At 64.4% G+C, this 24,478-nt stretch carries 23 protein-coding genes, 1 tRNA gene and 1 pseudogene; 10 read left to right on the plus strand and 15 right to left on the minus strand.

Features of this window, described 5'->3' with window-relative positions; translation table 11 throughout:
• The first annotated feature begins 199 nt into the window (after positions 1 to 199).
• Positions 200 to 1,360: a porin gene (locus tag Q352_RS0112740; RefSeq protein WP_028499684.1), complete on the plus strand. Its 1,161-nt coding sequence runs from the start codon at positions 200 to 202 to the stop codon at positions 1,358 to 1,360.
• 1 nt (position 1,361) lies between these two features.
• On the opposite strand, the gene Q352_RS0112745 is transcribed toward Q352_RS0112740, so the two are convergent.
• The gene (locus Q352_RS0112745; protein ID WP_028499685.1) at positions 1,362 to 1,970 is read right to left on the minus strand and encodes a response regulator transcription factor; all 609 of its coding nucleotides are present in this window, start codon (positions 1,968 to 1,970) and stop codon (positions 1,362 to 1,364) included.
• Entirely contained in the window at positions 1,967 to 3,748 is a 1,782-nt protein-coding gene (locus Q352_RS20985; protein ID WP_051528927.1) for a sensor histidine kinase, read from the minus strand. Before Q352_RS20985 ends, Q352_RS0112745 begins: the two co-directional genes overlap by 4 nt.
• A gap of 189 nt (positions 3,749 to 3,937) precedes the next feature.
• Here Q352_RS20985 and Q352_RS20990 point away from each other — a divergent pair, with 189 nt between their 5' ends.
• From Q352_RS20990 to Q352_RS0112785, 7 genes and pseudogenes are all read left to right on the plus strand, one after another.
• Positions 3,938 to 4,471 (plus strand): OmpA family protein, encoded by a 534-nt coding sequence (locus Q352_RS20990; protein ID WP_051528928.1) that lies wholly within the window; start codon positions 3,938 to 3,940, stop codon positions 4,469 to 4,471.
• Positions 4,472 to 4,518: 47 nt separating this feature from the next.
• Complete coding sequence (locus Q352_RS0112760; RefSeq protein ID WP_028499686.1) at positions 4,519 to 5,370, plus strand: zinc ribbon domain-containing protein; 852 nt, start codon at positions 4,519 to 4,521, stop codon at positions 5,368 to 5,370.
• Between the two features lie 32 nt (positions 5,371 to 5,402).
• Positions 5,403 to 6,569, plus strand: a complete 1,167-nt coding sequence (locus tag Q352_RS0112765) for a hypothetical protein (protein ID WP_028499687.1) — start codon at positions 5,403 to 5,405, stop codon at positions 6,567 to 6,569.
• Positions 6,570 to 6,574: 5 nt separating this feature from the next.
• Positions 6,575 to 7,423 carry a zinc ribbon domain-containing protein gene (locus Q352_RS0112770; protein ID WP_028499688.1) on the plus strand — a complete coding sequence of 283 codons (849 nt, stop codon included), beginning with the start codon at positions 6,575 to 6,577 and terminating at the stop codon, positions 7,421 to 7,423.
• A gap of 81 nt (positions 7,424 to 7,504) precedes the next feature.
• The gene (locus Q352_RS22855; RefSeq protein WP_084300139.1) at positions 7,505 to 7,669 is read left to right on the plus strand and encodes an ESPR-type extended signal peptide-containing protein; all 165 of its coding nucleotides are present in this window, start codon (positions 7,505 to 7,507) and stop codon (positions 7,667 to 7,669) included.
• Between the two features lie 126 nt (positions 7,670 to 7,795).
• Positions 7,796 to 8,065 (plus strand): annotated as a pseudogene (locus Q352_RS0112780) (autotransporter domain-containing protein); the annotation flags it as partial.
• A gap of 176 nt (positions 8,066 to 8,241) precedes the next feature.
• On the plus strand, positions 8,242 to 9,852 hold the full coding sequence (locus tag Q352_RS0112785) for a methyl-accepting chemotaxis protein (protein ID WP_028499690.1): 1,611 nt from the start codon (positions 8,242 to 8,244) through the stop codon (positions 9,850 to 9,852).
• 84 nt (positions 9,853 to 9,936) lie between these two features.
• Here the strand turns inward: Q352_RS0112785 and pdxR are convergent, their stop codons facing one another.
• Complete coding sequence (pdxR, locus tag Q352_RS20995) at positions 9,937 to 11,598, minus strand: MocR-like pyridoxine biosynthesis transcription factor PdxR (protein WP_211249628.1); 1,662 nt, start codon at positions 11,596 to 11,598, stop codon at positions 9,937 to 9,939.
• On the opposite strand from pdxR, the gene Q352_RS0112795 reads away from it, so the two are divergent.
• Both Q352_RS0112795 and Q352_RS0112800 read left to right on the plus strand, forming a co-directional pair.
• Entirely contained in the window at positions 11,591 to 12,310 is a 720-nt protein-coding gene (locus Q352_RS0112795; protein ID WP_036386269.1) for a GNAT family N-acetyltransferase, read from the plus strand. The genes pdxR and Q352_RS0112795 overlap by 8 nt on opposite strands.
• Positions 12,310 to 13,041, plus strand: a complete 732-nt coding sequence (locus tag Q352_RS0112800) for a sulfite exporter TauE/SafE family protein (protein WP_028499692.1) — start codon at positions 12,310 to 12,312, stop codon at positions 13,039 to 13,041. The genes Q352_RS0112795 and Q352_RS0112800 overlap by 1 nt, the downstream gene beginning before the upstream one ends.
• 281 nt (positions 13,042 to 13,322) lie before the next feature.
• On the opposite strand, the gene Q352_RS21000 is transcribed toward Q352_RS0112800, so the two are convergent.
• From Q352_RS21000 to Q352_RS0112860, 12 genes are all read right to left on the minus strand, one after another.
• Positions 13,323 to 13,763 carry a hypothetical protein gene (locus Q352_RS21000; RefSeq protein ID WP_051528930.1) on the minus strand — a complete coding sequence of 147 codons (441 nt, stop codon included), beginning with the start codon at positions 13,761 to 13,763 and terminating at the stop codon, positions 13,323 to 13,325.
• 406 nt (positions 13,764 to 14,169) lie between these two features.
• A tRNA-Gly gene (locus tag Q352_RS0112810) sits at positions 14,170 to 14,243 on the minus strand.
• A 35-nt stretch (positions 14,244 to 14,278) separates the two neighbouring features.
• Positions 14,279 to 14,908: a hypothetical protein gene (locus tag Q352_RS0112815; protein WP_028499693.1), complete on the minus strand. Its 630-nt coding sequence runs from the start codon at positions 14,906 to 14,908 to the stop codon at positions 14,279 to 14,281.
• Positions 14,905 to 15,522 (minus strand): hypothetical protein, encoded by a 618-nt coding sequence (locus Q352_RS21005; RefSeq protein WP_051528931.1) that lies wholly within the window; start codon positions 15,520 to 15,522, stop codon positions 14,905 to 14,907. Before Q352_RS21005 ends, Q352_RS0112815 begins: the two co-directional genes overlap by 4 nt.
• Positions 15,519 to 16,319, minus strand: a complete 801-nt coding sequence (locus Q352_RS0112825; protein WP_036386271.1) for an ABC transporter ATP-binding protein — start codon at positions 16,317 to 16,319, stop codon at positions 15,519 to 15,521. Before Q352_RS0112825 ends, Q352_RS21005 begins: the two co-directional genes overlap by 4 nt.
• A 1-nt stretch (position 16,320) precedes the next feature.
• On the minus strand, positions 16,321 to 17,352 hold the full coding sequence (locus tag Q352_RS21010; RefSeq protein ID WP_051528932.1) for a FecCD family ABC transporter permease: 1,032 nt from the start codon (positions 17,350 to 17,352) through the stop codon (positions 16,321 to 16,323).
• Positions 17,339 to 18,361: an ABC transporter substrate-binding protein gene (locus Q352_RS21015; protein WP_051528933.1), complete on the minus strand. Its 1,023-nt coding sequence runs from the start codon at positions 18,359 to 18,361 to the stop codon at positions 17,339 to 17,341. Before Q352_RS21015 ends, Q352_RS21010 begins: the two co-directional genes overlap by 14 nt.
• Positions 18,358 to 20,415: a TonB-dependent receptor gene (locus tag Q352_RS21020; RefSeq protein ID WP_051528934.1), complete on the minus strand. Its 2,058-nt coding sequence runs from the start codon at positions 20,413 to 20,415 to the stop codon at positions 18,358 to 18,360. The genes Q352_RS21015 and Q352_RS21020 overlap by 4 nt, the downstream gene beginning before the upstream one ends.
• Before the next feature lie 183 nt (positions 20,416 to 20,598).
• On the minus strand, positions 20,599 to 21,975 hold the full coding sequence (locus tag Q352_RS0112845; RefSeq protein ID WP_028499695.1) for a phosphomannomutase/phosphoglucomutase: 1,377 nt from the start codon (positions 21,973 to 21,975) through the stop codon (positions 20,599 to 20,601).
• A gap of 32 nt (positions 21,976 to 22,007) precedes the next feature.
• Positions 22,008 to 23,036 (minus strand): anthranilate phosphoribosyltransferase, encoded by a 1,029-nt coding sequence (gene trpD, locus Q352_RS0112850; protein WP_028499696.1) that lies wholly within the window; start codon positions 23,034 to 23,036, stop codon positions 22,008 to 22,010.
• Between the two features lie 14 nt (positions 23,037 to 23,050).
• Complete coding sequence (locus tag Q352_RS0112855; RefSeq protein ID WP_028499697.1) at positions 23,051 to 23,458, minus strand: hypothetical protein; 408 nt, start codon at positions 23,456 to 23,458, stop codon at positions 23,051 to 23,053.
• Complete coding sequence (locus Q352_RS0112860) at positions 23,458 to 24,027, minus strand: aminodeoxychorismate/anthranilate synthase component II (RefSeq protein WP_028499698.1); 570 nt, start codon at positions 24,025 to 24,027, stop codon at positions 23,458 to 23,460. The genes Q352_RS0112855 and Q352_RS0112860 overlap by 1 nt, the downstream gene beginning before the upstream one ends.
• Positions 24,028 to 24,478 lie beyond the last annotated feature (451 nt).

The following is a 24,478-nucleotide window of genomic DNA, read 5'->3' on the forward strand; positions in this document are numbered from 1 at the left end:
CGTTGCGATAAAAAAACCACACGATGAAGTTGTTTGCGGTTTGTGATTTGCCTGCGCCGTATTGATGATATTAAGGTGGTCGTGTGAGTTAATCACACGGCGGGTCGATATTGGTTATGGTCTCTGCATGGAGGCAATGTTGCTGTGCGCGGGAAATTAATTCCTGTCTCTCCCTCAATCAAATTATGAGCTATTTGCTATGAAAAAATGCACATTACTGGCGCTGACACTGCTGCCTGCGGCTGCAATGGCCGATGCAACGCTGTATGGAAAACTGGCGGTCGGAGTCGAGTACGGGAAGGCTGCCGACTATTCCTTTCAGACAGACCCGAAAGCAACCAGTGACGAACTGTTTTATGAACAATACAAGGCCGGCATGCTGGTAGGGGATAATGGTTCCTTTATCGGCTTCAAGGGCAACGAGAGTCTGGGCAATGGCCTGAAGGCGATCTGGCAGGTCGAGCAGAAACTGCGGCTGGATGGCAGTGCTGATGGTGACGGAGCGAAGTGGGCGACCCGCAACAGCTTTGTCGGCCTGTCCGGTGGCTTCGGCACGCTGCGGCTTGGCAATCTCGGCACCTACCTGAAGGACGACATGCAGAAAGTCGACCCCTGGGCCTATGGTGACGGGGTCAACGGCCTGTCCATCCTGTCGACCAACTGGCTGGACGACTATGTCCGCAATGCCATCCGTTATGACAGCCCGGAACTGGCGGGTTTCAAACTGACTGCACTGTACGGGGTCGACGAGGTTCGTCACTATGCAGCAGCGGGAACGCGGCGCACGAACCAGAGCACAAGCAGTCTGGGGCTGGGTTTTGAGCACAAGGGATTTTTCATTGATGCGGGTTATGTGAAATTTGGCAGTGCCAATCTGGAACCTTCCCTGGAAAGTGTGGGCATGGCGGGAAGCGGGAAAAAATCCAGCCATTACTGGCGACTGGAGACCGGCTACGATAACGGAAAATTGGCACTGGCATTAGCTTACGGGCAAAATAAAATATACAACCCCAGTCAAAATCTGATGAAAAAATTCAGGGATCCTCAGGAAAGAGATGGAGTGTTTGACCCTGAAAATTCGCTCAGCACTACTGAAGCTGCAATAACGGTTGCTTATACTTTTGGTGCGTTTACGCCACGAATTTCATATGCCAGAATCTGGGGTATACGTGATGAAATGCCTAATGAAGAAACAAAGGAAGCCTCGATAGATGAAAAAATTGCCCAGTATGTGGTTGGTCTTGATTATGCGTTAACGAAACGTACGCTGGCCCATGTGTCCTATGGGCTGGTGACCAGTGCCATGGAAAAGGCGTCGACGGAACAGACCCTCGGTTTCGGTCTGACACATTCATTCTGAATCAGGGTGCGCTTCCGTCCTCCAGCCGCAGCAGCGCGGCGGCGAGTTCCGCCGCCGACGCTGCGCCCATCTTGTCCAGCGCATTCTGGCGATGGACCTGCACCGTGCGCTCGCTGATGTCCAGTCGCTGGGCGATGCGCTTGTTCGGCATGCCGGCGGCGACCTGTTCCGCCACCATGCGTTCGCGCGCCGTCAGCGTTGCATACTTGTCGCGCAGCGACAGCATGCGCATGGCCGCCGGCACCTTGTGCAAGGCGCGCTCCAGCGCATCAAGCAGGGCCTGGTCGCGGAACGGCTTTTCGATAAAGTCGACTGCGCCGGCGCGCATCGCCTCCACGGCCATCGGGATGTCGCCATGACCGGTCATGAACACGATCGGCAACTGGTGGCCATCACGCCGCAGGCGGCGCTGCAGCTCAAGCCCGCTGATACCCGGCATGCGGACATCGAGCAGCAGGCAGGCGGGACGCTGCGGTTGCCAGCCGGCGAGAAAGGCCTCGCTACTGTCGAAGGCTTCCCTTTTCCAGCCGACCGAGTCGAGCAGATAGGCCAGCGAGCGGCGCAGGCCGGCGTCATCATCGACGATATAGATCAGGGTATCGGTATTCATGCGGGGTCCGGGGTGCAGGGCAGGGTGAAGGTGATGATCAGACCGGGGCCGTTGGCGGCCAACTGTGCCTGGACGCGGCCGCCGTGGCGTTCGATGATCGAATGGCAGATCGACAGCCCGAGCCCGAGTCCCTGCTCACGTGTGGTGTAGAACGGTTCGAACAGCCGGGTCAGGGTGGCTTCGCTGGCGCCGGGGCCGTTGTCCCGCACCGCAATGCTCAGCCAGTCTGCCTCGGCGCGGACATGGATGCGAATCGCCGGTTCCGCGCTGCGCCGGGTTGCCTCGACGGCATTCTGCAGCAGATTCAGCATGACCTGCTCGATCTGCAGCGGATCGACATTCAGCATGCGCGAGGCCGCGTCGGCGTCGATGTCCAGTTGCAGCGCGGCGGCGGCCGACGGCTGCACGCAGCGGAACAGCTCGACTGCGCCGGCCAGCAACGGGCCGGCCTGACGACGCTCGCGGTCTGTCGGACGTTTTCGCGCCAGATGGCGGACGCGGTCAATGATGGCCTCGGTGCGTTCGACCTGTTCAACCACGCCATGGCCGGCCTCGGCCAGTGCAGCCGGGTCGAGCGGCGTGCGGTCGAGCCGGCGCAGCAGACCGTGCGCGTAATTGCGGATGGCGGCCAGCGGCTGGGCCAGCTCGTGGACCAGCGTCGTTGACATTTCGCCGAGGGCCGACAGGCGGGCGGCATGCTGCAACTGTTCACGCTGGGCCTGCGCATCCTGCTCGGCCTGTTCGCGCTCGACGATGGCCTGGCGCAATTCTGCCGTGCGGCGCTGCACCTGGCGTTCGACCCGCAGGCTGTGCAGTCCCCACAGCAACAGCAACAGGGCCAGTCCGAGCAGGACCGGCCAGTAGCGCAGCGCGAGGCCTCGCGGCGAGGTCTCGCGCAGATAGAGATAGGGGCCGATTTCGAGTTCCTGCATCAGGGCCGACACCGGGCCGTAGTCGGTGGCAATGCTCCAGCCATAACCGTCGGCCGTCGTCGGTGTCGACAGCAGCTGGATGGCCAGCCGGCGCGCTGTTTCTGGCGGGGTCGACCGCAGGGCGGCGACCGGCCAGTCCGGGTACAGGCGGGTCGAATGCCGGCATGACATGCCGTCGCCGTGGTGCGGCGACAGTACGCGCAATTCCCCGGCCGGCACCCGCCCGGCGGCGATCAGGTCTTCCAGCAGACAGGTCTGCACCACCCCGGCATCGATATCGCCCCGGCGCACCGCATCGACAATGCCCTGCAGCGGAAACCCGGCAAAGCGCAGCGCGGACAGATCGTCAGGGCTGATGCCCAGCGCATGCAGCTCGCGCCATGCCGTCTGCCAGCCGCCAAAGGCGTCCGGCGACACGGCCATCAGACTGTGGCCGGGCAGATCGGACAGCGCCTGCAGATCCTGGCGCGATGCCCGGACCAGCACGGCCGAACCGATGGCCCGATCCGGCGTGCCCCGTGGCGCGGCCAGGGTGGCAATGCGGCTGATGCCGAATTCGTGCTCCAGCGTGATGTACTGGCCGCTGTTGGTGATGACGAAGTCGACGGTGCGGTCGGCCACGGCCTGGCGCAGCCCGGCGATGTCATGGCTGATGATGCGCAGCTCGCTGCCGTTGCTGTGGCGCAGCAGATTGCGAATTGCCGCGGCAGAGCCGCCCAGTCCGCTGCGTTCACCCAGCGGATCGAGCAGGCCGATCCGCAGCGGTGCGGCAGCCTGGCAGCCGAGCGCGGTCAGCAGCAGGACCGATGCGAAAACGGAAAACCGGGGGAAAAGGGAATGGCGCATGGACGACGGGGCGGTGGGAAGGCGACCAGTATATAGGGGACCCTGCGCGGGCTGCGCGGGGTGAGGTCTGCACGGAATGTGCCATGGATCGTGCTGCAGAACATGGCGATGACATTGACCATAATCAGGGGCTGGCCATAAACTTGGTACGATTTTTTCATAAAAATTTATTTGTCATAAGGAATGGGCATGCCCCTGATCAGACTCGTGCTGTGCAGCCTGGGTATCGCGTTGCTTGCCGCTTGCGCCACGCCGGCCGGCAACGGCAATGATGTCAATATTTCCCAGACCAGCCGGGGAGTGGAAATCCGCTCGTCCGATTCGATCCTGTTTGAACCGGGCAAATTCGAGATCAAGCCCGGCGGTGCAGTATTCCTGGACAAGGTCGCCAATCTGCTGAATACCCGTACCCGCAACAACGTGATCATCGAAGGGCATACCGACAATACCGGCAGCCGGCAACTGAACCAGGATCTGTCCGATGTCCGTGCGCTGTCGGTGATGAAGGGACTGGTCGACCGCGGCGTAGCCAAAAACCGCATCAAGGCGGTTGGTTATGGCATGAGCCGCCCGATTGCCGACAACGGCAGCGCGGAAGGCCGTCGGCTGAACCGCCGTACCGACATCATCATCGTGGGCGAAAAGCAGGAAAACATGGGCAAGGACCCGCTGGGAGACATGGTCAAGAGCGTCGTCGACTTCAGCAAGCGCATTTTCAACTGAGTTCACGAGCGGGTCCGCCCGGACCGTAATCAAGGAGTAGCCACACCATGGCGGAATGTACTGCGTGCCATACCCGCAATAACGATGACGCGCGCTTTTGCCGGGGCTGCGGCAAGCCGCTGACGGCCGCGACGCCGGCTGCAGCCGACGCCGAAGCGGCCTGTACCGCCTGTGGCGCACCGCATCCCCCGGGGCAGCGTTTCTGCCGCGCCTGCGGACACGACATGTCTGCAGCGCCGGTCACCAGCAAGCCGGCTGACGCTCTGCGCCCCGCCCCCGTCCCGGAGGAAAAGGCCAGGCCAGGCCTGCCGCCGGTTGCACCCGAACCGGTCCGGCCGGCGCCGGCTGGGGATGTGCCGCTGACTGATGCGCGCCCGAAAAAGGCTGACGGTCAGCCCGGGGCGCGTCCTGCCAGGCCCGCCGCACCGGCCCGTTCCGGCCGCTGGAAAGGGTGGCTGCTGCTCGGGGTGATCGTGCTGGCCGTTGTCGCCGTGGCTGGCGCCTGGTTCCTGTCGCAGCCTGCGCCCGGTCAGTTGCCGGCAGCGGCCGCACCCGCCGAACCGGGCACGGTGGAACTGGCACCGGATATGAAACTGACCGACAAGCCGGCTGTGTCAGTGGACCCGGCGGCACCGGCCATGCCCGCCGTCACGCCGGAACCGGCCCCGGTGGCGCCGGTGCCGGCGCCGCAGGACATGCAACCGGATGAGCCGGTCCGCGCCGCGCCCAAAGTGATGGTGCCCGATGCCCCTGCCAGCATGGCGGCGCCGGAGGCCGATGTTCCGGACAGACCGAAGCCCAGGGCGGAAAAGAAGCCCGAAGCCAGGCCGAAGGCAACGAATCAGCATGACGAAATCCTGCGCCAGAAAGAGGCGCTGAAACAACAGCTTGGCATGTGACCGGCTGTTCAACCCGACACAAGGGAATGTTGATGAAAATGTCCGACCAACTGAAGCGCAGCGGCTCCCTGCTGGACGCCACCTCGGCGATCGGCAACTGGCGCGCGCTGGCACTGTTCGCCGCGAGCACGGTGGCGGCCGTGCTGGTCTTCGGCCTGCTGGTGGCAACGCAGAGTGCAGCCGGCGTGCTGCTTGGTGCCGTGCTGGGCTGGTTGCTGGCCTTCTATGGTGTCAATGCGGTCGGCATCATGCTGATGGATGCAACCCGCGACGGCGAGTCCCGCACGCCGATGCAGGCGGTGGCGGCCTCGTTGCTGACCAGTCACCGGCTGCTGCTGGTCGGGCTGCTGGCCTTCGCCGGTCTGCTGGCGCTGCTGATCGGTGTCGCCATCCTGTTGCTGCTGTGCAAGCTTCCGGTGATCGGTCCGCTGCTGTTTGCCGTGGTCATGCCGCTGAGCGCACTGCTGCTCGGCCTGACGCTGTTCACCCTGGCCTATGTGTTCTACCCGCTTGCCGCCTCGGCCATCTGGTCCGGCGCCACGGTCATGGAGGCGGCCGGCAATCTGCTGGCCATTGCCCGCAAGCGCCTGGTGGCCGTCGTGCTGCAGGAAGTGGTGCTGATGCTGATCGTGTTTTTTGTCGCCCTGATCCTGCTTGGCATCGTGTTCTCCGGGCTGGGTCTGACCACCATGATGTCGGCCGGCATTGTCGGCGGAGGCGAAGGCGGGCTGCAGTCGCTGGGCATGATGGCGATGGGAATGGGCAGCATGGGGATGGGCGGGCTGGGCGGCGGCGGGGGCTATGTGCTGGCCGGCGGGCTCGGTACCACCTTGCTGCTGGCACTGGCCGGCATCGTGCCGGGGCTGATCGCGCTGCAGGGCTTTTGCCAGATCTACCTGTCGTCGCTCGAAGGCCTTGATTCCGGTGATGCCCGGCGTGTGCTGGCAGCCACTTTGCAGAAAACGCAGGAAAAAATGCGGGAAGCACGCGAGAAGGTAGAAGCACAGGCACGGCGCCCGGTCACGCCGGCCGCAGTGGAAACGCCGGTTTCCCCTTCTGCACCGGCGGCATCGGCAGTGCCGGCCGTCGAGACGTCCGCGCCCGTTGCGCCGGCGGCGGCTGCCGCTTGTCCGGCGTGCCGGATGCCGGTCGAACCTGACGACGTGTTCTGCGGGCACTGCGGTCAGCGGATCGCCTGACTGTCATGCGCCGATTCTGTACCCGCTGTGGTCATCCGGACGATGATGCTGCCCGCTTCTGCGGCCAGTGTGGCGCCCCGATGAAAATCAAGGCACCGGCTGCCGCCGTTGCTCCCGCTGCCGTGCGCCCGTGGCTGAACCGGCGCCGGGTGGCGGGCATCGCCGTTGCGTTGCTTGTGGCCGGCGGTGCCGCGACCTGGGCGCTGTTGCCGCAATCCGCATCGGAGGCGGTATTTGCTGCCGCCATCGACCAGTCGCTGGCGGCCGATCGCGTCGCACAGCGCAGAACGGTGTGCCTGGGCAACTTCGATTACGGTCGAAGCCCGGTCAACACCAGCCGTTTTGACAGTGCGACCAACAATTGGCTGGCCGAGCTGGTCAAAGCGGGTCTGTACCAGCCTCCCCGTGAGCTGAACGGCGGTCTTTTCAGCCAGTTCCAGTATGTGCAGACCGAAACGGGCCGTGCGGCGGTTCGTGATGGCCGGTTGTGCGTGGCTGACGGTCTGCGGGTCGAGGCCGTGACCGCGTTCACGCCGCCGGAGACGCTGAATGGCGTCCTGGTGACCGAAGCCAGCGTGCGTTACCGGCTGGACCGGCCGGCAGCCTGGCTCAGCGAGCCGATCCGGCGCGAGCTGTTCCATGGCGAGAGCGGTCCGGGCGGGAAGGTCGCCCTGGCCCGCATCGACGGCAAGTGGAAAGTGGCATCAGCCAGCGAGCGGCAGGCCCTGAGTCAGGCGCTGTTCATCCGTGAACTCGGCGCGGCCGGGGTCGATCTTGCCCGCGAGGAAGTCCAGCGCCGGGGCCTGGTCGCCGCCGTCATCCACTGGTTCCAGCAGCTCCTCCCGGCGCGGTAACGATTACTGCGCTCTTTTTTCATCATCTTTTCTTGTCAATTATGCCGTTTGACCGGTTTTTTTCGATCGGCATGGATCATCATGAATCACGTATACCGTCTGGTATGGAGCCCCGCGCAGGGCATATGGAGAGTGACATCGGAGTTGAGCCGTCGTCATGCCGCGTCCGGTGGCGCTCACCGCCGTGCCGGTTCCCCGGCCCTGATGCTGGCACTGTCGCTGCTGGCAGCGCCGGCGCTGGCCTGAGAATCGCGCGGCAGCAGCAGGCGGCCCCCTGCTTGGCGGCAATGGCGATGATGCCAATGGTGGTGGTGGCGGCAGTTTTGCCGGCCTGGCCCGGAATCTGCCGTTTATCGGGCTGGCGCAGCATGTGTATCTGGGCGTGACGACGTGCGGGCGCGCGGCCAGCTGGGCTGGCTGCATGCCGATGGCGATCTCCGCCCGGTCGGCGCGATGGCCTTTGCCGGCGGTGGCAACTTTGCACCGGCGGGCCTGCCGGTGGCGCGGGATGTGCTGCAGGTCGAGCTTGGAGCGGATATCGCACTGAATCGCTCCGCTTCACTGGGGCTGTACTATGCCGGGCAGTTCGCCGGGCAGGTAAGCGACCATTCACTGCGTGCGGAAGCGGTCTGGCGCTTCTGAATGCATGCGGCAGGAAAGGCACGACAGCATCGACGCTGGCGTGCTTTTCTCTTGCCGCATAGCATGCTGAGTGGGTAATTATGTTGTCGGCGGTCAAGAATGTAGTGATTTAAACCGATAGTCATTAATGACTGTGTGTTTGGACCCAAATCATCGTTTTTGCTTCAGGACAATTAATGCGCGTTTCAACCCGACTGATAATCATCATTCTGACCAGTTTTCTCGGCCTGTTGCTGGTCGCAGGCGTTTCCCTGTACGGGCTTCGCAGCGTGCTGCAGCAGGAGAAGGAAACCTTCATTACCGGCCAGCTGAAAGTGGCCGAGAGCATCCTCAGACACTATGCCGACGAGGAAAAGCAGGGCCGTCTGACGCTGGCACAGGCACAGGCGCAGGCCGCCGGCGCCCTGGCCATGATGAAGTACGACGATTTCTATTTCTTTGCGCGCAACAAGGACAACATCCTGGTTGTCCATCCGAAGCCGGAGCGGGTCGGCAAGCCCGACACCGGCAGCAGGTTGCCGGATGGCCGCACCACGCTCGATGCCTATAACGATGCACTGAAAACGGCCACTTACGGGCTGACGGTGATCCAGACGTCGCGCACCAGCGGCGGCGAGGAAGTACCGAAGCTCAATGGCGTCTACCGCTTCGAACCATGGGGCTGGATGGTGGGCACCGGCATCTTTACCGATGACATTGCGCGGACTTTCTGGCGCAGCGCCACGGTGCTGATGGGGATCGGGCTGGTCGTGCTGCTGGCCGTCGCAGGGCTGGCGATGGCGATGTCGCGGCAGATCGTCGGCGCGCTCGGCGGCGAGCCGGCCTATGCGGTGCAGGTGGTCGAGGCCATTGCCGCCGGCAATCTGCGCAGCGAAATCCACACCCGGGGCAAGCCGCACAGCCTGCTGGCGGTGATGCGCACCATGCAGGGCAATCTGCGGGCGATGATCGAGCAGATCGGCCAGTCGTCCAGCCAGCTGGCCGATACGGCACACCGCATGGCTGAACAGATGCAGAAGCTCGATGCCGCCTCGGGCGCGGCCAATGCGTCGACGTCGTCGGCGGCGGCCGCGATCGAGCAGCTGTCGGTCAGCATCGACCATGTGTCGGAAAATGCCCGGGAAACCGAAGTTGATTCGCGCGGTGTGGCAGAGCTGGCGCAGCAGGGCCGGGCGGTTGCCGGAGAGGTGGCAACGGACATTCGCTCCATTTCCGGCGAAATCGGCACGGCATCGACCCAGGTCGTGTCGCTGGCCGAGCGGACGCGCAATATCAGCGGCATCGCTGACACCATTCGCGACATTGCCGACCAGACCAATCTGCTGGCGCTGAATGCAGCGATCGAGGCGGCGCGCGCCGGCGAGGCCGGCCGGGGTTTCGCCGTGGTGGCGGACGAGGTGCGCAAGCTGGCCGAGCGCACGGCACTGGCGACCAATGAAATCGCGACCATCATCCAGACCGTGGTCAGGGAAACGGCCGAGGTCTCGGTGGCGATGGATCACATCAATCCGCTGGTCGAGGCCGGCGTGACCCGGGTCAACCAGCTGGCAGCTTCGCTCGGGGAGATCGACGACCGCATGGGCATCACGCTGGAGCGCTTCCGCAACGTGGCCTATGCCATGTCCGAACAGAGCCAGGCCGGTGCGAACCTGGCCGGGGACGTCGAGCGGGTGGTCGGCGTGGTCGAGGAAACCCAGTCGGCGGTGAAATTCACCCGCGATGCCGCTGCGCAACTGGAGCAGCTGTCGGATGAACTGCACCAGTCGGTCTCGCGCTTCTCGGTCTGAGCACCGTGACGCAGCCGGTCATGCCGGTGCCGATAAGGTAGTGCTCCGGTTATTGTTCGACCAGGCGGTAAAACCGGCATTCACTTATGAAAAATCTTCATGAATGGCAGAGGGTGTCCCGGCCTGCCGGCCGGTTTGCAGGCCTGCCGCCAGCATCGACAGACGCTGGATCAGGGGCACGAACCTGTCCTCGGGCGTGTTCCCGTAGCCCAGTATCAGGCCATTGTCTCCTGGCCGGGGATGGAGGGTATTGGCTGAAAGTGCAGCGGGGGCGATGTGATAACGCCAGGCCGCTTCAACGATTTGCTGATCCGGGTAGCACCCGGGCAGCCGGACGAGCAAATGCATCCCGCCGTGCCCGCCGGCCACCTCGCAGGGAACGGTCATTTCCCGGGACAGGGCTTCACGCAATGCCTGCTGTCGGTCGCGGTACAGTCTTCTCATGCGCCGGAGGTGGCGACTGAATTGCCCCGTTTCCATAAAGTCGGCCAATGCCAGTTGCTGGTGCCGTTGACTGCCGCGCAGCAATTCTTCAAGCAGGGCAGGCACGTCCGTTATCATCAGCCGGGCCGGAAGCACCAGAAACCCCATGCCCAGTGACGGAAACAGGGTTTTGCTGAAAGTACCGATATAAAGTACGGGGGCGTCATCCACCAGCCCCTGCATGGCACCGACCGGGGCGCCGGCATGGCGGAACTCGCTGTCATAATCGTCCTCGATGATCCATGTCTTGTTGCTGCGTGCGTATTCAATCAGTTCGAGGCGACGTGCCACTGTCAGCACCGCGCCGGTCGGGTATTGATGCGAAGGCGTGGCATAGATCAGGCGCGGGGCAGGGGACGCATAGTCGTCACGACTCACTGCCATGCCTTCTGCATCGGTCCGGATGGGCCTGATCCTGAGTCCCCCGGCCCGCATGGCTGCCCGGGCGCCCCGGTATCCGGGATCTTCCACCCAGGCGGTGTCACCCGGCGTGGACAACAGGCGCACGCACAGGGCCAGCGCCTGTTGCGTTCCGCCGGTGACAAAGACCTGCTCCGGCCGGCAGCGCACCCCGCGCGAGACCGACAGATGGTGAGCAATGGCCATGCGCAAGGCCGGTTCCCCGCCCGGAGGACCGTAGCCCAGTGCGGATGGGCCGGCATCGCGCATGGCGTGGTCGACGGCACGGCGCCAGGCTGCCAGCGGGAAGTGGGACAAGGCCGGATCGCCAGGCCTGAATGCACTGCCGGCCCTGGGTCTGGTGACCGAGAATGGCCCGGGCACGGCGACGGGACCGCCGGATGGCAGCGGCCAGCCTCCCTGCAGCGAAGCCGCAGGGGCCGGTGACAGATTGGCCACCCGGGTACCCCGTCGATCCGGCTGCACATAGCCCTCTGCGGCCAGCCCGTCGTAAGCGGCGGTTACCGTATTGCGCGAGACCGACAGCGACTCGGCCAATGCCCGCGCCACCGGCAGCCGACTGCCCGGCAGCAGCCGACCATCAAGGATGGCTGCCTTGAGACGAAGATACAGCTGATGCTGCATGGAGCCGAAGCACCGCTCCCTGAGCAGTGGTTCTTCCAGCAGGCGCTGCGTTGCGGACTTCGGTTCTTCTGGCGTCATGGCAGCCTGTTTTTTTTGTGGCACCAATAAATATCCATTTTGTGGCACTTTTTCTGGTGCCACGAGGCCGCTATTGTAAAACCCGACCAGCCAGCCTGTCCGGCTTTGCAAACACACACCACTGGAACTGACGATGCACAATGCCTATTCGCAGGAAATCGGCCCGGCCATGCCCGGATGGAGCGCACGTCCATGGCCTGGCCGTGGGCCAATGGAGGGAGATCACTGCCGTCTGGAGCCCCTCGATGCTTCGCTGCATGCGGACGATCTTTACGCTGCCTACCACCTTGCACCGGATGACCGCGACTGGACCTATATGAGCAGCGGGCCGTTTCCGGACCGGGCGTGTTACCAGGCCTATATCGACCAGGCGTCCGCCAGCCAGGATCCGTGCCACTACGCGGTGATCGACCGGACGAGCGGGCGCGCCGTCGGCAGCCTGGCGCTGATGCGCATCGACCCGGGAAATGGTGTGGTCGAGGTCGGACACGTGGCTTTTTCACCGTTGCTGCAACGCACGGTGGCGGCGACCGAAGCGCACTACCTGCTGATGAAGCATGTCTTCGACGAACTCGGCTACCGCCGCTACGAATGGAAGTGCGACAGCCTCAATGCGCGTTCCCGCCGCAGTGCTGCGCGCCTCGGCTTTACCTTTGAAGGAATTTTCCGCCAGGCCATCGTCTACAAGGGGCGCAGCCGCGACACGGCGTGGCATTCCCTGATTGACAGTGAATGGCCTGCCCGCCGCGCAGCCCTTGAGCGCTGGCTTGTCCCCGGGAACTTTGATGAACAGGGACGGCAGATCCAGCCGCTGGACGCGATGCAGGACCGGATTCCTCCCGTGCGCCGGTAATGCCGGCAGATCTCCTTCTGCTGGTGGTCGGTGCCGCCGTCGCCGGCTTGGTCCAGGGGCTTTCCGGCTTCGCGTTCTCCATGGTGGCCATGTCATTCTGGGCATGGGGGCTGGACCCGAAACTGGCATCGGTCATGGCCGTCTTCGGCTCGCTGTCCGGTCAGGTGGTGGCGGCCGTGAGCACCGGACGCCGGTTCCGGGTCGATGCCATCGGCCCCTACCTGGCCGGAGGACTCATTGGCATCCCGGTCGGCGTATTCGTCTTGCCCTGCCTGAATCCGGATGCATTCAAGCTCGGGCTTGGTCTGGCCCTCGTGATCTGGTGCCCGCTGATGCTTGTCTCGTCACGCCTGCCTGCGATCACTGCCGGCGGCCGCATCGCTGATGGACTGGCGGGGGCGGCGGGCGGATTCATGGGGGGGATCGGCGGATTGACCGGCGTGATTCCGACATTGTGGAGCACCCTCCGGGGACTGGAAAAGGAACACCAGCGGGCAGTCATCCAGAGCTTCAATCTCGTGACCCTGTCCGTCACCATGCTGGTCTATCTGGCAACCGGGCTGGTAAGCAAGGAGATGCTGCCCTTGCTGCCGGTGGTGTTCCTTGCCCTGCTGTTTCCCGTTCTGCTCGGCATCCGGCTGTATTCCCGGCTGAGTCAGGTGATGTTCAGAAAAATGGTGCTGGTCGTTCTGATGCTGTCTGGCGTGGCGATGCTGATGGCGCTGCGGTGAGTGCCCGGCATCTGGTGCAGACTCAGTGGGGACGCGATATCGCGTCAATGATCTACAAAAGGGGAGGAGAGCAGCGTTCTGTTAATTTTCTGCTTGGTTCCATACCCCCAGGCACAATAAAGTTTGGTCATGGCTTCAATTTCCTTCAAGAATAAATACGCCTTGCTTTGATTTTTTTACTGCGAGACCATTTTTTTATACCCAAGATCATGATCTTCAGGCGATCGCCAAAATTGAGGGCACAACAGCAAGGTCGAAAGGAAGGGTTTTTTTAGTTGAGATCAGGGTTGCTCACGGATATTATTCAGTAGGCGCTGGATTGCAAAACGTGCAACAAGCAGAATGGTGGCCGGTATGAAGCAGTGAAATAAAACTATCCAGACGTAGCTGAATATAGTGTTGAACAAGAGAGAAAAATCCTGGCTTTTCAGGTTGAAAGCGTATACCGAGATGGCAGGAAGCGGTGAAAGCAGAACCGTCTTCGCGACAACCTGGCAGGCTCTGGAAATGTTATCCGTCAAGAATGCCGCCGGAACAAGGCAGGCGAATGCCAAATAGGCTGGGATTTTTTCTGGGGCAGAAAGGGTCTTTGCCCATTCTGGTATGTGGAACACTTTGGAGAAGGTGAAGAGATCTACCCAGATAACCATGACCGTCGAAAGCAAGACGGTACTGGCGATGAAGGCCAAGTGGTTGCGGTTGAGCGGGAATACGGTGGTCATGGCTAATTTTTTAGAGAGTCATTCTGCGCTGAAACTTCGGCCCCTGTCACCCTCATTTCGAACTGCCATATCAACAAAAATCGGCACGGCTGAGGTAACTCGATGATGTTGACTTAAAGGGTATAGCGGCAAAAGAGGTATCAAAAGCAGCCGGAGAGCACGTTTGCATGAAGATGCTAACGAATATCTGCTACACGGGTGAACGGTCAGTGCCACTCGTAGCTACAAGCGGTCATCTTACAACTTTGTCATAAATGAATGCAATGGCCGAGCAGCCGAAGCCAGGATCGCAGTTCCTCTGTGACGGACAAGACATACGTCTTTTTTGAGCACGCGGAAGATTTGCTCCCGCGCGTAGCGGAAACGCCATTGCCTGGTACCGCTGGAAGCCGGTGGACAGTGACTGTGGAGCGGGTGAAGGGAATCGAACCCTCGTCGTAAGCTTGGGAAGCTTCTGCTCTACCATTGAGCTACACCCGCGACGCGTTGCGCGAGGAGGCAGAATATAGCCATTTTCAATCGCCTTGGCAAGGCCGGAGAGTGCGCAGGTAGCGCAGGAAACCATCCAGAAAACGCCCGGTAACCGGCATGAACCAGGAGCCGAAATGGTAGAACGGGTCCAGTGTGCAGACGATCAGTCGCCCGGGCGTGCTGTGGCAGTCCTCGTACAGCAGGCAGCCGTCGCGGTGGTGAAAGCCGATCAGTGCGCTGACGCCGGGCGGCGGGCTCAGCACGCCGTGAAAATGCCAGCTGGCGTCATCCAGGCCGATATGGTCGAACAGCGTGTGGCGGGGTGTCGGCGTATACAGCCCCAGCGTGGCTCCCGGGGTTTTCCACCACCAGAAATTGACCGGTTCGTCCCGCCAGACGACAGCGGGCAACCACAGTTCGGGCCGGGTGCCGGCCATGGCGACCACAGTTTTGCCGGCGGCGAGCAGCGCGTGCAGCCGGGGCTGTGCCGCGCACAGCAGCCCCGGGTGGCAGCGGTCGGTGACGACCAGCACGTCGATGTCGTCCAGATCGGTGTCCGCCAGCTGGCGCAGTTCGATCAGCCGGTCGAAATAGCGCCGGAAACGCGGGTGGTACAGCGCGCGGCGGTGGAAATGACTGCCATTGTCGAGGGCGGCGAGGCGGGGTGTGCTCATGCCGGCCTGCCGATGGCGGACACGGACAGTGCCCATGCGACCAGTTGCACCGGCAGGCAGCGGGCGCCGCTGTCGCCGCAGCCCCACAGGTCGTTGCCGGCATGCATGAACAGCCTGCCGCCTCCCGGGGGCGACCATTCCCAGTCGACCGGCAGCCGCGCCGGTCCGAGGCCGGTGACCGGCACGGCGCCATCTGGCGGCGGATTGCAGCCACGACCGTAGAAACCGGCCACGCCATGGCGGAAGGTCAGGTCGCGCATGTCGATGCCATCATGGACCGGATGCGATCGCAGCCGGTGGACGGTCAACTGCTCGACGTCAAAGGCCGGCAGCGGCCGGAACGGCGTCAGTCCGTCGACATAGGGATCGACGACATGGCCGTTGCAGACCAGCACGCCACCGGCATGCAGATAGCGGGTCAGCGCCGGTTTCTGCTCCAGCAGTTCGCGCTGGTCGCTGCCGGCGGCAATAAACAGCGCGCTGAATGAGGCTAGCGACTGCCGTTTCAGTGCATAGATGTCGATGGCGGTCAGCCGGGCAGCGAGCTCGGGGCGGGCGAACAGTGCCGGTGGGGGCGGGTCGCCGGTGGTGATGACGGCAATGGAGCGGGTCAAGGGCAGGGTTCCTGCTGGAGGGTAGCGGACGGAAACAGCGGCACGATGCCGGTATGGCGATGCGGCGGGTCGTGGATGTCGATCCGCCGCACCGGCAGGCCGTACAGCGCGGACAGCACCGGTTCGGTCAGGACCGTTCGGGCATCGCCGTGCAGGGGAAGATCATCCGCCCGCATCACCAGTACCTGGCAGTCACTGTCCAGCGCGTGCTGCGGATGATGGGAACTGAACAGCGTGCTGATGCCTTGCTGGTGCGCGAGCCGGGCCAGCAGCGCCAGCAGCAGCGACTGGTTGGCGAGGTCGAGCGCCGATGCCGGCTCATCAAGCACGATGCAGCGGGGTTCGGAGACCAGCGCCCGGGCCAGCAGCACCAGCTGTCGCTCTCCACCGGACAGGGTGCGGAAGCTGCGGGCAGCCAGTCGTTGCATGCCGACGGTCTGCAGCGCGTCCAGTGCCCGTGCATGATCCGTTGCGCCAGGCTGACGCCACAGACCGAGATGACGGCAGCGTCCCATCAGCACCATGTCGACGACCCCATAGTCGAACAGGCAATGGAAGCGCTGCGGCAGGTAAGCCAGCGCCGGGGTCACGCACACGCTGCCTTCGTCCAGCGGCGTCAGGCCGGCGATGGCGCGCAGCAGTGTGGTTTTGCCCCGGCCATTGCCGCCGAGCAGGCACAGTCGCTGTCCCGGTGCGATGCGCAGGTTCAGGTCGCGAAACAGCCAGGTGCCGTCCGGCAGACGGATGCCGGCATGGCGCAGCGCAACGACGTCGTTTTCGATCAGTCCGGTCGGCATGTCAGTCCTCGCTCCAGCCGCGCCGGGCGCGACGACGCAGAATCAGGGCAAAAACCGGTGCACCGAGCAGGGCGGTGACGATGCCGAGCGGAATCTCGGCCGCGGTCAGGGTGCGGGCGATGTCGTCGGCCAGCACGCTGAAGGTGGCGCCGAGCAGCAAGGCGGCCGGCAGCAGGCGTCGATGGTCGGCACCGACCATCATGCGTGCCAGATGAGGGACGACCAGTCCGATCCAGCCGACGATGCCGCTGACCGACACCTGACCGGCGATCATCACGCAGCAGGCGGCAAGAATCAGCAGCCGCAGCGACTCGACCGGCATGCCGTGCAGACGGGCGTCGTCATCGCCGAGCGACAGGATGTTGATGCGCCAGCCCAGCGGCAGCAGCAGGAGTGCGCAGACCAGCAGGCAGGTGGCCAGCACCGCCAGCGTGGTCCAGTCGCTGCTCGCATAACTGCCCATCAGCCAGAACACGATGCCGGGCAGGCTGCGGTCGGGATCGGCCAGGAAGACGGTCATGCTGGTCAGCGCGGCAAACAGCGCACCGGTGACGATGCCGGCCAGAACCAGCATCAGTACCGGCGTCTGACCGCGGACCCGGGCCAGCAGCAGGACCACAGCCAGCGCCAGCGCTGCACTCAGACCGGAGGCGACGATCATCAGCAGGGTCGACCAGCCACACAGGATGGCCAGCGCGCCGCCAAGGCTGGCGCCGGATGACAGGCCAATCACGTGCGGACCGACCAGCGGGTTACGGAATATCCCCTGCAGCGCCGCACCGGCCAGTGCCAGCCCGCCCCCGGCGCAGGCGGCGGACAGCACGCGCGGCAGGCGCACGGTACGGACGACGATCTGCTGGGTGTCATGCCAGTGAATGCCGAAGCCGGGGTCGAGACCGAACAGGGCGGCGGCGGCCTGTGACCACGGTACCGGGAAGCGACCGATGCCGAGTGACACGCCGAGCGTGCCTAGCAGTGCCAGCACCAGCCCCGGCCACAGCCAGCGGCCGGGCAGGCATTCATTGCCCGACATTGGCGGCCTCCCCGAACAGGGTGTAGCCGGCGGAGCCGGCATTGGCATTGCGGTGCAGAATGCGGTCGATCTCGTCACGGGTCAGCGTGTGCCGGTACAGCAGCCGATACTGGCTGCGCATGTCGGCCAGCAGCCGTGCGGCACTGGCTGGCGAGTGATTGAGCAGTGCGTGCAGCCAGATCCAGCCGAGTGCGGACTCGTGGCTCGGCACTTCCCACCAGATACCGCCGAGCGGCATCTTGTACACCCGCCGCTCGCGCACTGCCTTGACTGCCCGCCACTTCGGATCGGCATACAGCCGTGCCGGTACGTTGTCATCGAAACCGCCAAGCAGCAGGATGTCCGGCGCCCAGCCCAGCAGTTGTTCAAACGTGACATCGGCCATCGAACCATTGACGGCCGTGGCGAGATTGACGCCCCCGGCCAGCTCGATGACGTGGGTCATGTACGAGCCGTTGCCACCGGCCTTCAGCCCGTGCGCGAGACTGCGCAGATAGACGACGCGCGGGCGCGGGCCGGACGGGCCAGCCAGTGCCCGCCGGGTGTTGCGCTGATGGCGGAGCAGGGCCCCGGTACGGGCCTCGGTGCCGGTCGCTGCACCGATGGCGGTCAGCGCCGCTTCCAGATCCGCCTGGCTGCCGTAGCGCATGCCCAGCGTGCGCAGGCCGGCGCGCTCCAGCGTATGCAGGGAGGCGGTCGGCAGATGGGTCCATTGCAGGACCAGGTCGGGGCGCAGGGTCAGCAGGGTTTCGATGTTCGGCGTGAAACGACCGCCGGCCACGATGTCGGTGCGCAGGGTCAGCAGCGCGGGGAAACGCTGGCCGAGAAAACGGTCGCGAATGCCCGGCAATGCCCCCGGGTGGATACCGACCAGCCGCTGCGGTCCGGCATCGAGGGCCGTGATCATGCTGGCGGCCGGGATCGGAATGGTGACAATGCGCTGCGGCGTGGCGGCCAGCAGTGGCGCGAAGCCCGACAGCAGGGCGATCAGTCCGTGGCGCAGGTTCATGGCGTGCCCACCAGATTGAGTACCAGCGAGCGCCCGGGCTCCAGCAGCGGATTGGATGGACTGGCCGGGTAGCGCAGATCGGCGACGGTGGCCGGGTGAGCGTAGCGTTTGTCGGCAAGGTTCTCGATACCGAGCACCAGCCGGAACGGCTTCAGTGCCGGATGGACCCGGGCGAGTTCCAGCCCGCCATACAGCGACACGATGCCGTAGCCTGCGCTGCGCGTTTCCCGTGCCGGATCGATGCGGCGCTTCGCCAGTGACCACTTCAGGCGCGCTTCCAGCGAGTAGCCGGCGGACTGGTGGCGCAGTGACAGCAGGCCGTTCAATGGCGGCACATGCGGCAGCGGCTGGCCGGTATCATGCCGGGCACCGCGGGCACGAGAGGCATTGAACCGCAGAGACAGTGGCGTCTGGATCTGCCAGATGCCGTCGAGCTCCAGGCCGCGCATGCCGGCCCGGGCGATGTTCTGCCGCTGCCGGACCTGCGGGCCGCTGTCGGCCAGCGCAATCAGCTGCCGATAGCGGCTGTCGAAGGCGGTCAGATTTCCCTGCAGCGTCGGCCACCGCAGGCGCAGCCCGGCCTCGGCCGTGATGCTGCGCTCCGGCGCCAGCGCCGGGTTCGGTTCGGTGATGCGGGTGCCGACCCGGCTGGCACCGAATTTCTCGAACGTGGCGGGGGCGCGAAAAGCCGTGGCCAGATTGCCGACCAGCTGCAGGCTGGATAGCGGTTGCAGGATCAGCCCGCCGCTGGCGGTCAGCGCCCGGTCGCTGGCCGCCGTTCGACCGGCAAAGGCCGCACGCGTGCGCGCATCCTCATCCGGCGCCGGCGTGGATCCGGTCCGGGTGCGGATCCAGTCGTAGCGGGCCCCCAGTGACAGTTGGTGCGCGGAGAACAGCGGCTGGTCATGGTGGAAGAACAGGCCGGCATTGAGCTGGGAGGCGGCACGGCTGATCCGGGTGCGCGGTGTCGATGAGGTCGGCGGTGCATGGCCATGCCCGCGCCAGCTTGCGAGTTCGCTGCCCTCGCGCGCCTCGTGGTAGAAATCCATTCCCCAGTGGCTGCGGCCTTGCGTCCACGGCGTGCCGACCAGCAGCTTGCCGCCCCATACCACCGGGCCGATGACAAAGCTGTGGTTGCGGGCATAGCGGTCGTTGCCGGCACGGCGCGTGGTGCCGGTCCGGGCGGTGTCCAGCGAGCGGCGATACAGCGACAGCTCGATCCGGTCGGCCCATGGCACGGCCTGATGGTGCTGGTAGCCGATCCGGAAATGGTTTTCGCGGATCGGGGATTCGCGTACCTCGCTCCACGGCAGGCCCGGGGCGCCGCCAATGCCGCCGGGGCGGCCGGCTTCGACCCGGGCCAGCCTGGCGCTCAGTTCCCAGCGCTGCTGCGCGTCCGGTGCATAACCGGCGCGGGCAGTGAACTCGGCCGTGCGGAAGTCGCTGTTTGCGATGGGACCGGCCGGGCTGCGGAAGTCGCCGGCATGGCGGATGCCGAGCCCGAGCAGCAGGTCGATGCCGTTGCCTACGCCTTCCAGCTCGGCGCGGCCGGCCCGGAGGTTCTCCGCCGAGGCATAGGCGAGCGATGCCAGTCGTGGTATCAGCGTGAAGCCATCCCGTGAGGCATCGCCCCGGGCGCGACGGGTGATGACATTGACCACGCCGTTCATGGCATCGGCGCCGTACAGTGCCGATGCCGGCCCGCGAATGACCTCGATGCGCTCGATGCCGGACGGGTCGAGCAGGTTGTATTCCAGCGTGTTGCGGCCACGGAAGCGGTCGCCATCCAGCACCAGAACCATGCGCGGATCGTTGGAGTTCATGCCGCGCATGACCAGCTGGCCACCCAGCCCGCCTGCCCGCGAATGGCTGATGCCGGGCAGGGTCGCCAGCAGTGACTGGATCTGCCCGGCTGGTGCCTGTTCGATATCGGCCCGGGTCAGCACGCTGATCGGTATCGTGCTGCGGTCCGCACTGCGCGCATCGCGGGTAACGCTGACCACGACCGGGGACAGCGTGGTTGCGGCCGTGGCGCCGCTCAGTGCGGCGAGCACGACAGGCAGCCAGCATCCGGGGAGCCGGCGAAAAAAGCGGAAAGAGGCAGGAAACGGAGAGGAAGCAGACAGCGTCATGGCAGCACCGGACGGAAGGAAGAAGTTATTCCGTCCAGCGTGTCATGACGCCATGGCGTCAGGAATCAGAGCTGTCCCAAATTGCGCCGCCAGTGCTGAGTCGGGTCAGAACGGCAGCTCGACGTCGGTGGCCTGGCTCAGCACGCGGCGGAAGTCCGCCTTGATGCGTTCCAGCCCTTCAACGGTGTCGGCCTCGAAGCGCAGCACGATCACCGGCGTGGTGTTCGAGGCGCGCGCCAGCCCGAAGCCGTCCGGGTATTCAACCCGCAGCCCGTCGATGGTGATGACCTCGTCGGCACCGGTAAAGGTTGCGGTTTTCTGCAGTTGCTCGATCAGCGCGTAGTGCTCGCCCTCGCGCATCTTCATGTTCAGTTCGGGCGTGCTGATGCTGTTCGGCAGGTTGTTCAGCACCGCGCTGGGATCGTCGACCTCGGACAGGATCTCCAGCAGCCGGGCGCCGGCATACAGGCCGTCGTCGAAGCCGTACCAGCGTTCCTTGAAGAACACGTGACCGCTCATCTCGCCGGCCAGCAGCGCGCCGGTTTCCTTCATCTTGCTCTTGATGAAGCTGTGGCCGGTGCGGCTCATCAGCGGCTTGCCGTGCATCTCGCGGATCCACGGTGCAAGCTTGCGGGTCGACTTGACGTCATAGATGACCTGGGCGCCGGGATTGCGCGACAGCACGTCGCCGGCGAACAGCATCAACTGGCGGTCCGGGTAAATGATGTTGCCGTCCTTGGTGACCACGCCCAGCCGGTCGCCGTCGCCGTCGAAGGCCAGGCCAAGTTCGGCATCGGTCGAGGCCAGGGCATGGATCACGTCCTGCAGGTTCTCGGGTTTGGCCGGGTCGGGATGGTGGTTCGGGAAGGTGCCGTCGACGTCGCAGAACAGTTCGCGAACGCGGCAGTCCAGGCGGCGATACAGCGTCGGCGCGAACGCGCCGGCGACACCATTGCCGCAGTCAACCACGATATTCATCGGCCGCGACAGCTTGATGTCGCCGGTAATGCGGTCGAGATAGGCCTCGACGATGTCGTGGGTGCGGTAGCTGCCTTCACCCGTTTCGACGTCGCCGCTCTCAATGCGCTTCAGCAGCTTCTGGATGTCATCGCCGGCCAGCGTGTCACCGGCCAGCATCATCTTGAAGCCATTGTATTCGGGGGGATTGTGGCTGCCGGTCACCATGACGCCGGACAGCGTGCCGAGCTCGTGCGCGGCAAAGTACAGCATCGGCGTGGCCACGCGGCCGACGTCGATGACGTCGACGCCCGCCGCACGCAGGCCGCGGGCCAGCGCATCGGACAGCTCGGGGCCGGACAGGCGACCATCGCGGCCGACACAGACGGCGGCGACATCACGGGCGCGAGCTTCCGAGCCAATTGCCTGCCCGATCTGTTCTGCCATTTCCACTGTCAGTGATTTGCCGACAATGCCGCGGATGTCGTAGGCCTTGAAGATTTCCTTGTGGATTTTACGAGGCATGGGAGTCCAGGAAGTGCGTTAACAGCCGCCCATTATGCCGCTAATTCATGGCTGCGCCGGACGAGTTGGTCAAGTTTTTCCCGGGCTGCGCCGCTGGCCAGTGCTTCGCGCGCCAGTTCGATGCCGGTATCGAACGAGTCGGCAACGCCGGCGGTGTAGATGGCCGCACCGGCATTCAGGCAGACAATATCGCGCGCCGGACCGGCTTCGTTGTCCAGTACGCGCAGCAGGATTTCCTTCGAGGCGGCGGCGCTGTCGGCGCGCAGCGCTTCCGCTTCGCACAACTGGAAGCCGTGTTCGCGCGGATCGAACACGTATTCGCGGATCCAGCCGTTTTTGAGCTCGGCGATCTGCGTCGGCGCCACCAGGCTGATCTCGTCCAGCCGGTCCTGGCCGTAGACCACCAGTGCATGCTCGGCGCCAAGCTGGGCCAGCACCCGGGCCTGGATACCGACCAGATCCGGGTGGAACACGCCCATCAGCTGGTTCTGTGCGCCGGCCGGGTTGGTCAGCGGGCCGAGGATGTTGAAAATGGTGCGAACACCGAGTTCGCGGCGGATCGGCGCGACATATTTCATCGCCGTGTGGTGGTTCGGCGCAAACATGAAACCGATGCCGATTTCGTCGATGCAGCGGCCAACCATTTCCGCCGGCAGCTGCAGGTTGACGCCAAGTGCCTCGATCACGTCGGCACTGCCGGAGCTGGACGACACCGAACGGCCACCGTGCTTGGCCACGCGTGCACCGGCGGCGGCGGCGACGAAGGTCGAGGTGGTGGAGATATTGAACGTGTGGGCACCGTCGCCACCGGTACCGACAATGTCGATCAGGTGTTCGCGATCGGTGACCGGCACCTTGAGCGCGAATTCGCGCATGACCGTGGCCGCTGCGGCAATCTCGGACACGCTTTCGACCTTGACCCGCAGCCCGACCAGAATGGCGGCGATCTGCGGCGGCGTCAGTTCGCCACGCATGATCTGGCGGGTCAGGTCGACCATTTCATCAAAGAACAGTTCATTGCCGTCGATCAGACGGTTCAGCGCTTGCTGGTGGGTAATCATCGGAAATCCAGGGTTCAGTGACCGCACGCCAGCCGCAACGCATTGGCGTCGGGGCGGCCGCTGGCTTTTTCAAGGTCGTTCAGGCAGTTGGCAATGGCCGGGCGATTGTCATCACCGGGCGGGGCGCTGCGTATCAGCGGACTGTAGCCCGGCTGGCCGGCGCAGGCAGCCCGGCCCTGCGGCGTATGCGGGTTGCAGTCGGCCGGTGCATCGGCGGCCGTGCGCGGGGCCGACAGCGCATCCAGGCTGCGGCTCAGTGGCGAGGCCGTGTCCGGCGTCGCCGCGGCAGCGGGGGCAGGGTCCAGCTGCAGCCTGACGCAATGCCCGCTAACCGGGTCATGCAGCTCGCCGGACGGGCAGGCGGAGGCCAGGGCCGGCGGTGCGCCGAGTACCAGCACCAGGGCGGACAGGAGGGCGCGCATCAGCCGAAGGTCTCAAGGAAGTTGCGCAGCATCGCATGGCCGTGCTCGGTCAGGATCGATTCCGGATGGAACTGCACGCCTTCGATCGGCAGCGTCTTGTGCCGTACGCCCATGATTTCGCCGTCATCGGTCCAGGCCGTGATTTCGAGGCAGTCGGGCAGGGTGTCGCGTTCGATGACCAGGCTGTGGTAGCGGGTGCAGGTCACCGGATTCGGCAGGCCCCGGAACATGCCGACGTCGTGGTGATGCACCGGCGAGGTCTTGCCGTGCATCAGCGTCTGCGCGTGAACCACGCGACCGCCATACGCCTGGCCGATGCTCTGGTGACCGAGGCAGACGCCCATGATCGGGATCTCTCCGGCAAAGCGCTGGATTGCCGCCACGGAAATGCCGGCTTCGGACGGAGAGCAGGGACCTGGCGACACGACCAGGAACTGTGGTTTTTTCGCCGCGATCTCGTCCAGCGAGATCTCGTCGTTGCGATGCACCTCGACCTCTTGCCCCAGCTCGCCAAAGTACTGGACGAGGTTGAAGGTAAAGCTGTCGTAGTTGTCGATCATCAGAAGCATATGCAGTACCAAAGCCTTATTCTGTCTAGTGTTGCGCCGGCATGCCGCCCGTCCTGTGGGCTGCCCGTTCTGCCGCGAACCGGGCCGGATGCCGGTGGAAGATCACCGCCAGCATACCATTGCGTTATATGCCGATGCAGTCTCCACTATCCATTTGTCGACGGCCCCGTCAAGTCGGCGTGGCGGCTGACCGCTCCGCACCGGTCGGGCGTGCCCGGGCTGCGTCGGAGCGCAGCGGCTCGTCGACTTGCGTGCTCCCGTCGCTGTCGGCCCGCTCTGAGCCGCGGGGCATCGTCAGGCTGTTTGCCGACGGTTGTCGCGTCTTGCTGCGCGGGCCATCCGGGACCGGATAAAACCGGGCATCCATCCCGGAGAAAACATTCGCGCGACATTCTCCGGCAGCAGGGCTGACATTTCTTGAATCAGGCCGGAACCCTGCTATATTGGGAGT

Origin of the sequence: Microvirgula aerodenitrificans DSM 15089 (assembly GCF_000620105.1) — a bacterium.
In the GTDB taxonomy this organism is placed as follows: Bacteria; Pseudomonadota; Gammaproteobacteria; order Burkholderiales; family Aquaspirillaceae; genus Microvirgula; species Microvirgula aerodenitrificans.

Bases quoted from the DNA above. Each gene is read 5' to 3' on its own strand.
- Q352_RS20985 (WP_051528927.1), bottom strand. From the start codon at position 3,748: ATGCGCCATTCCCTTTTCCCCCGGTTTTCCGTTTTCGCATCGGTCCTG.
- Q352_RS0112825 (WP_036386271.1), bottom strand. From the start codon at position 16,319: ATGCCGACCGGACTGATCGAAAACGACGTCGTTGCGCTGCGCCATGCC.
- Q352_RS0112800 (WP_028499692.1), top strand. From the start codon at position 12,310: ATGCCGGCAGATCTCCTTCTGCTGGTGGTCGGTGCCGCCGTCGCCGGC.
- Q352_RS0112765 (WP_028499687.1), top strand. From the start codon at position 5,403: ATGAAAATGTCCGACCAACTGAAGCGCAGCGGCTCCCTGCTGGACGCC.
- Q352_RS0112845 (WP_028499695.1), bottom strand. From the start codon at position 21,975: ATGCCTCGTAAAATCCACAAGGAAATCTTCAAGGCCTACGACATCCGC.
- Q352_RS0112855 (WP_028499697.1), bottom strand. From the start codon at position 23,458: ATGCGCGCCCTCCTGTCCGCCCTGGTGCTGGTACTCGGCGCACCGCCG.
- Q352_RS21000 (WP_051528930.1), bottom strand. From the start codon at position 13,763: ATGACCACCGTATTCCCGCTCAACCGCAACCACTTGGCCTTCATCGCC.
- Q352_RS22855 (WP_084300139.1), top strand. From the start codon at position 7,505: ATGAATCACGTATACCGTCTGGTATGGAGCCCCGCGCAGGGCATATGG.
- Q352_RS0112760 (WP_028499686.1), top strand. From the start codon at position 4,519: ATGGCGGAATGTACTGCGTGCCATACCCGCAATAACGATGACGCGCGC.
- Q352_RS0112785 (WP_028499690.1), top strand. From the start codon at position 8,242: ATGCGCGTTTCAACCCGACTGATAATCATCATTCTGACCAGTTTTCTC.
- Q352_RS0112860 (WP_028499698.1), bottom strand. From the start codon at position 24,027: ATGCTTCTGATGATCGACAACTACGACAGCTTTACCTTCAACCTCGTC.
- Q352_RS0112815 (WP_028499693.1), bottom strand. From the start codon at position 14,908: ATGAGCACACCCCGCCTCGCCGCCCTCGACAATGGCAGTCATTTCCAC.
- Q352_RS0112795 (WP_036386269.1), top strand. From the start codon at position 11,591: ATGCACAATGCCTATTCGCAGGAAATCGGCCCGGCCATGCCCGGATGG.
- Q352_RS0112745 (WP_028499685.1), bottom strand. From the start codon at position 1,970: ATGAATACCGATACCCTGATCTATATCGTCGATGATGACGCCGGCCTG.
- Q352_RS21010 (WP_051528932.1), bottom strand. From the start codon at position 17,352: ATGTCGGGCAATGAATGCCTGCCCGGCCGCTGGCTGTGGCCGGGGCTG.
- Q352_RS0112740 (WP_028499684.1), top strand. From the start codon at position 200: ATGAAAAAATGCACATTACTGGCGCTGACACTGCTGCCTGCGGCTGCA.
- trpD (WP_028499696.1), bottom strand. From the start codon at position 23,036: ATGATTACCCACCAGCAAGCGCTGAACCGTCTGATCGACGGCAATGAA.
- Q352_RS20990 (WP_051528928.1), top strand. From the start codon at position 3,938: ATGCCCCTGATCAGACTCGTGCTGTGCAGCCTGGGTATCGCGTTGCTT.
- Q352_RS0112770 (WP_028499688.1), top strand. From the start codon at position 6,575: ATGCGCCGATTCTGTACCCGCTGTGGTCATCCGGACGATGATGCTGCC.
- Q352_RS21015 (WP_051528933.1), bottom strand. From the start codon at position 18,361: ATGAACCTGCGCCACGGACTGATCGCCCTGCTGTCGGGCTTCGCGCCA.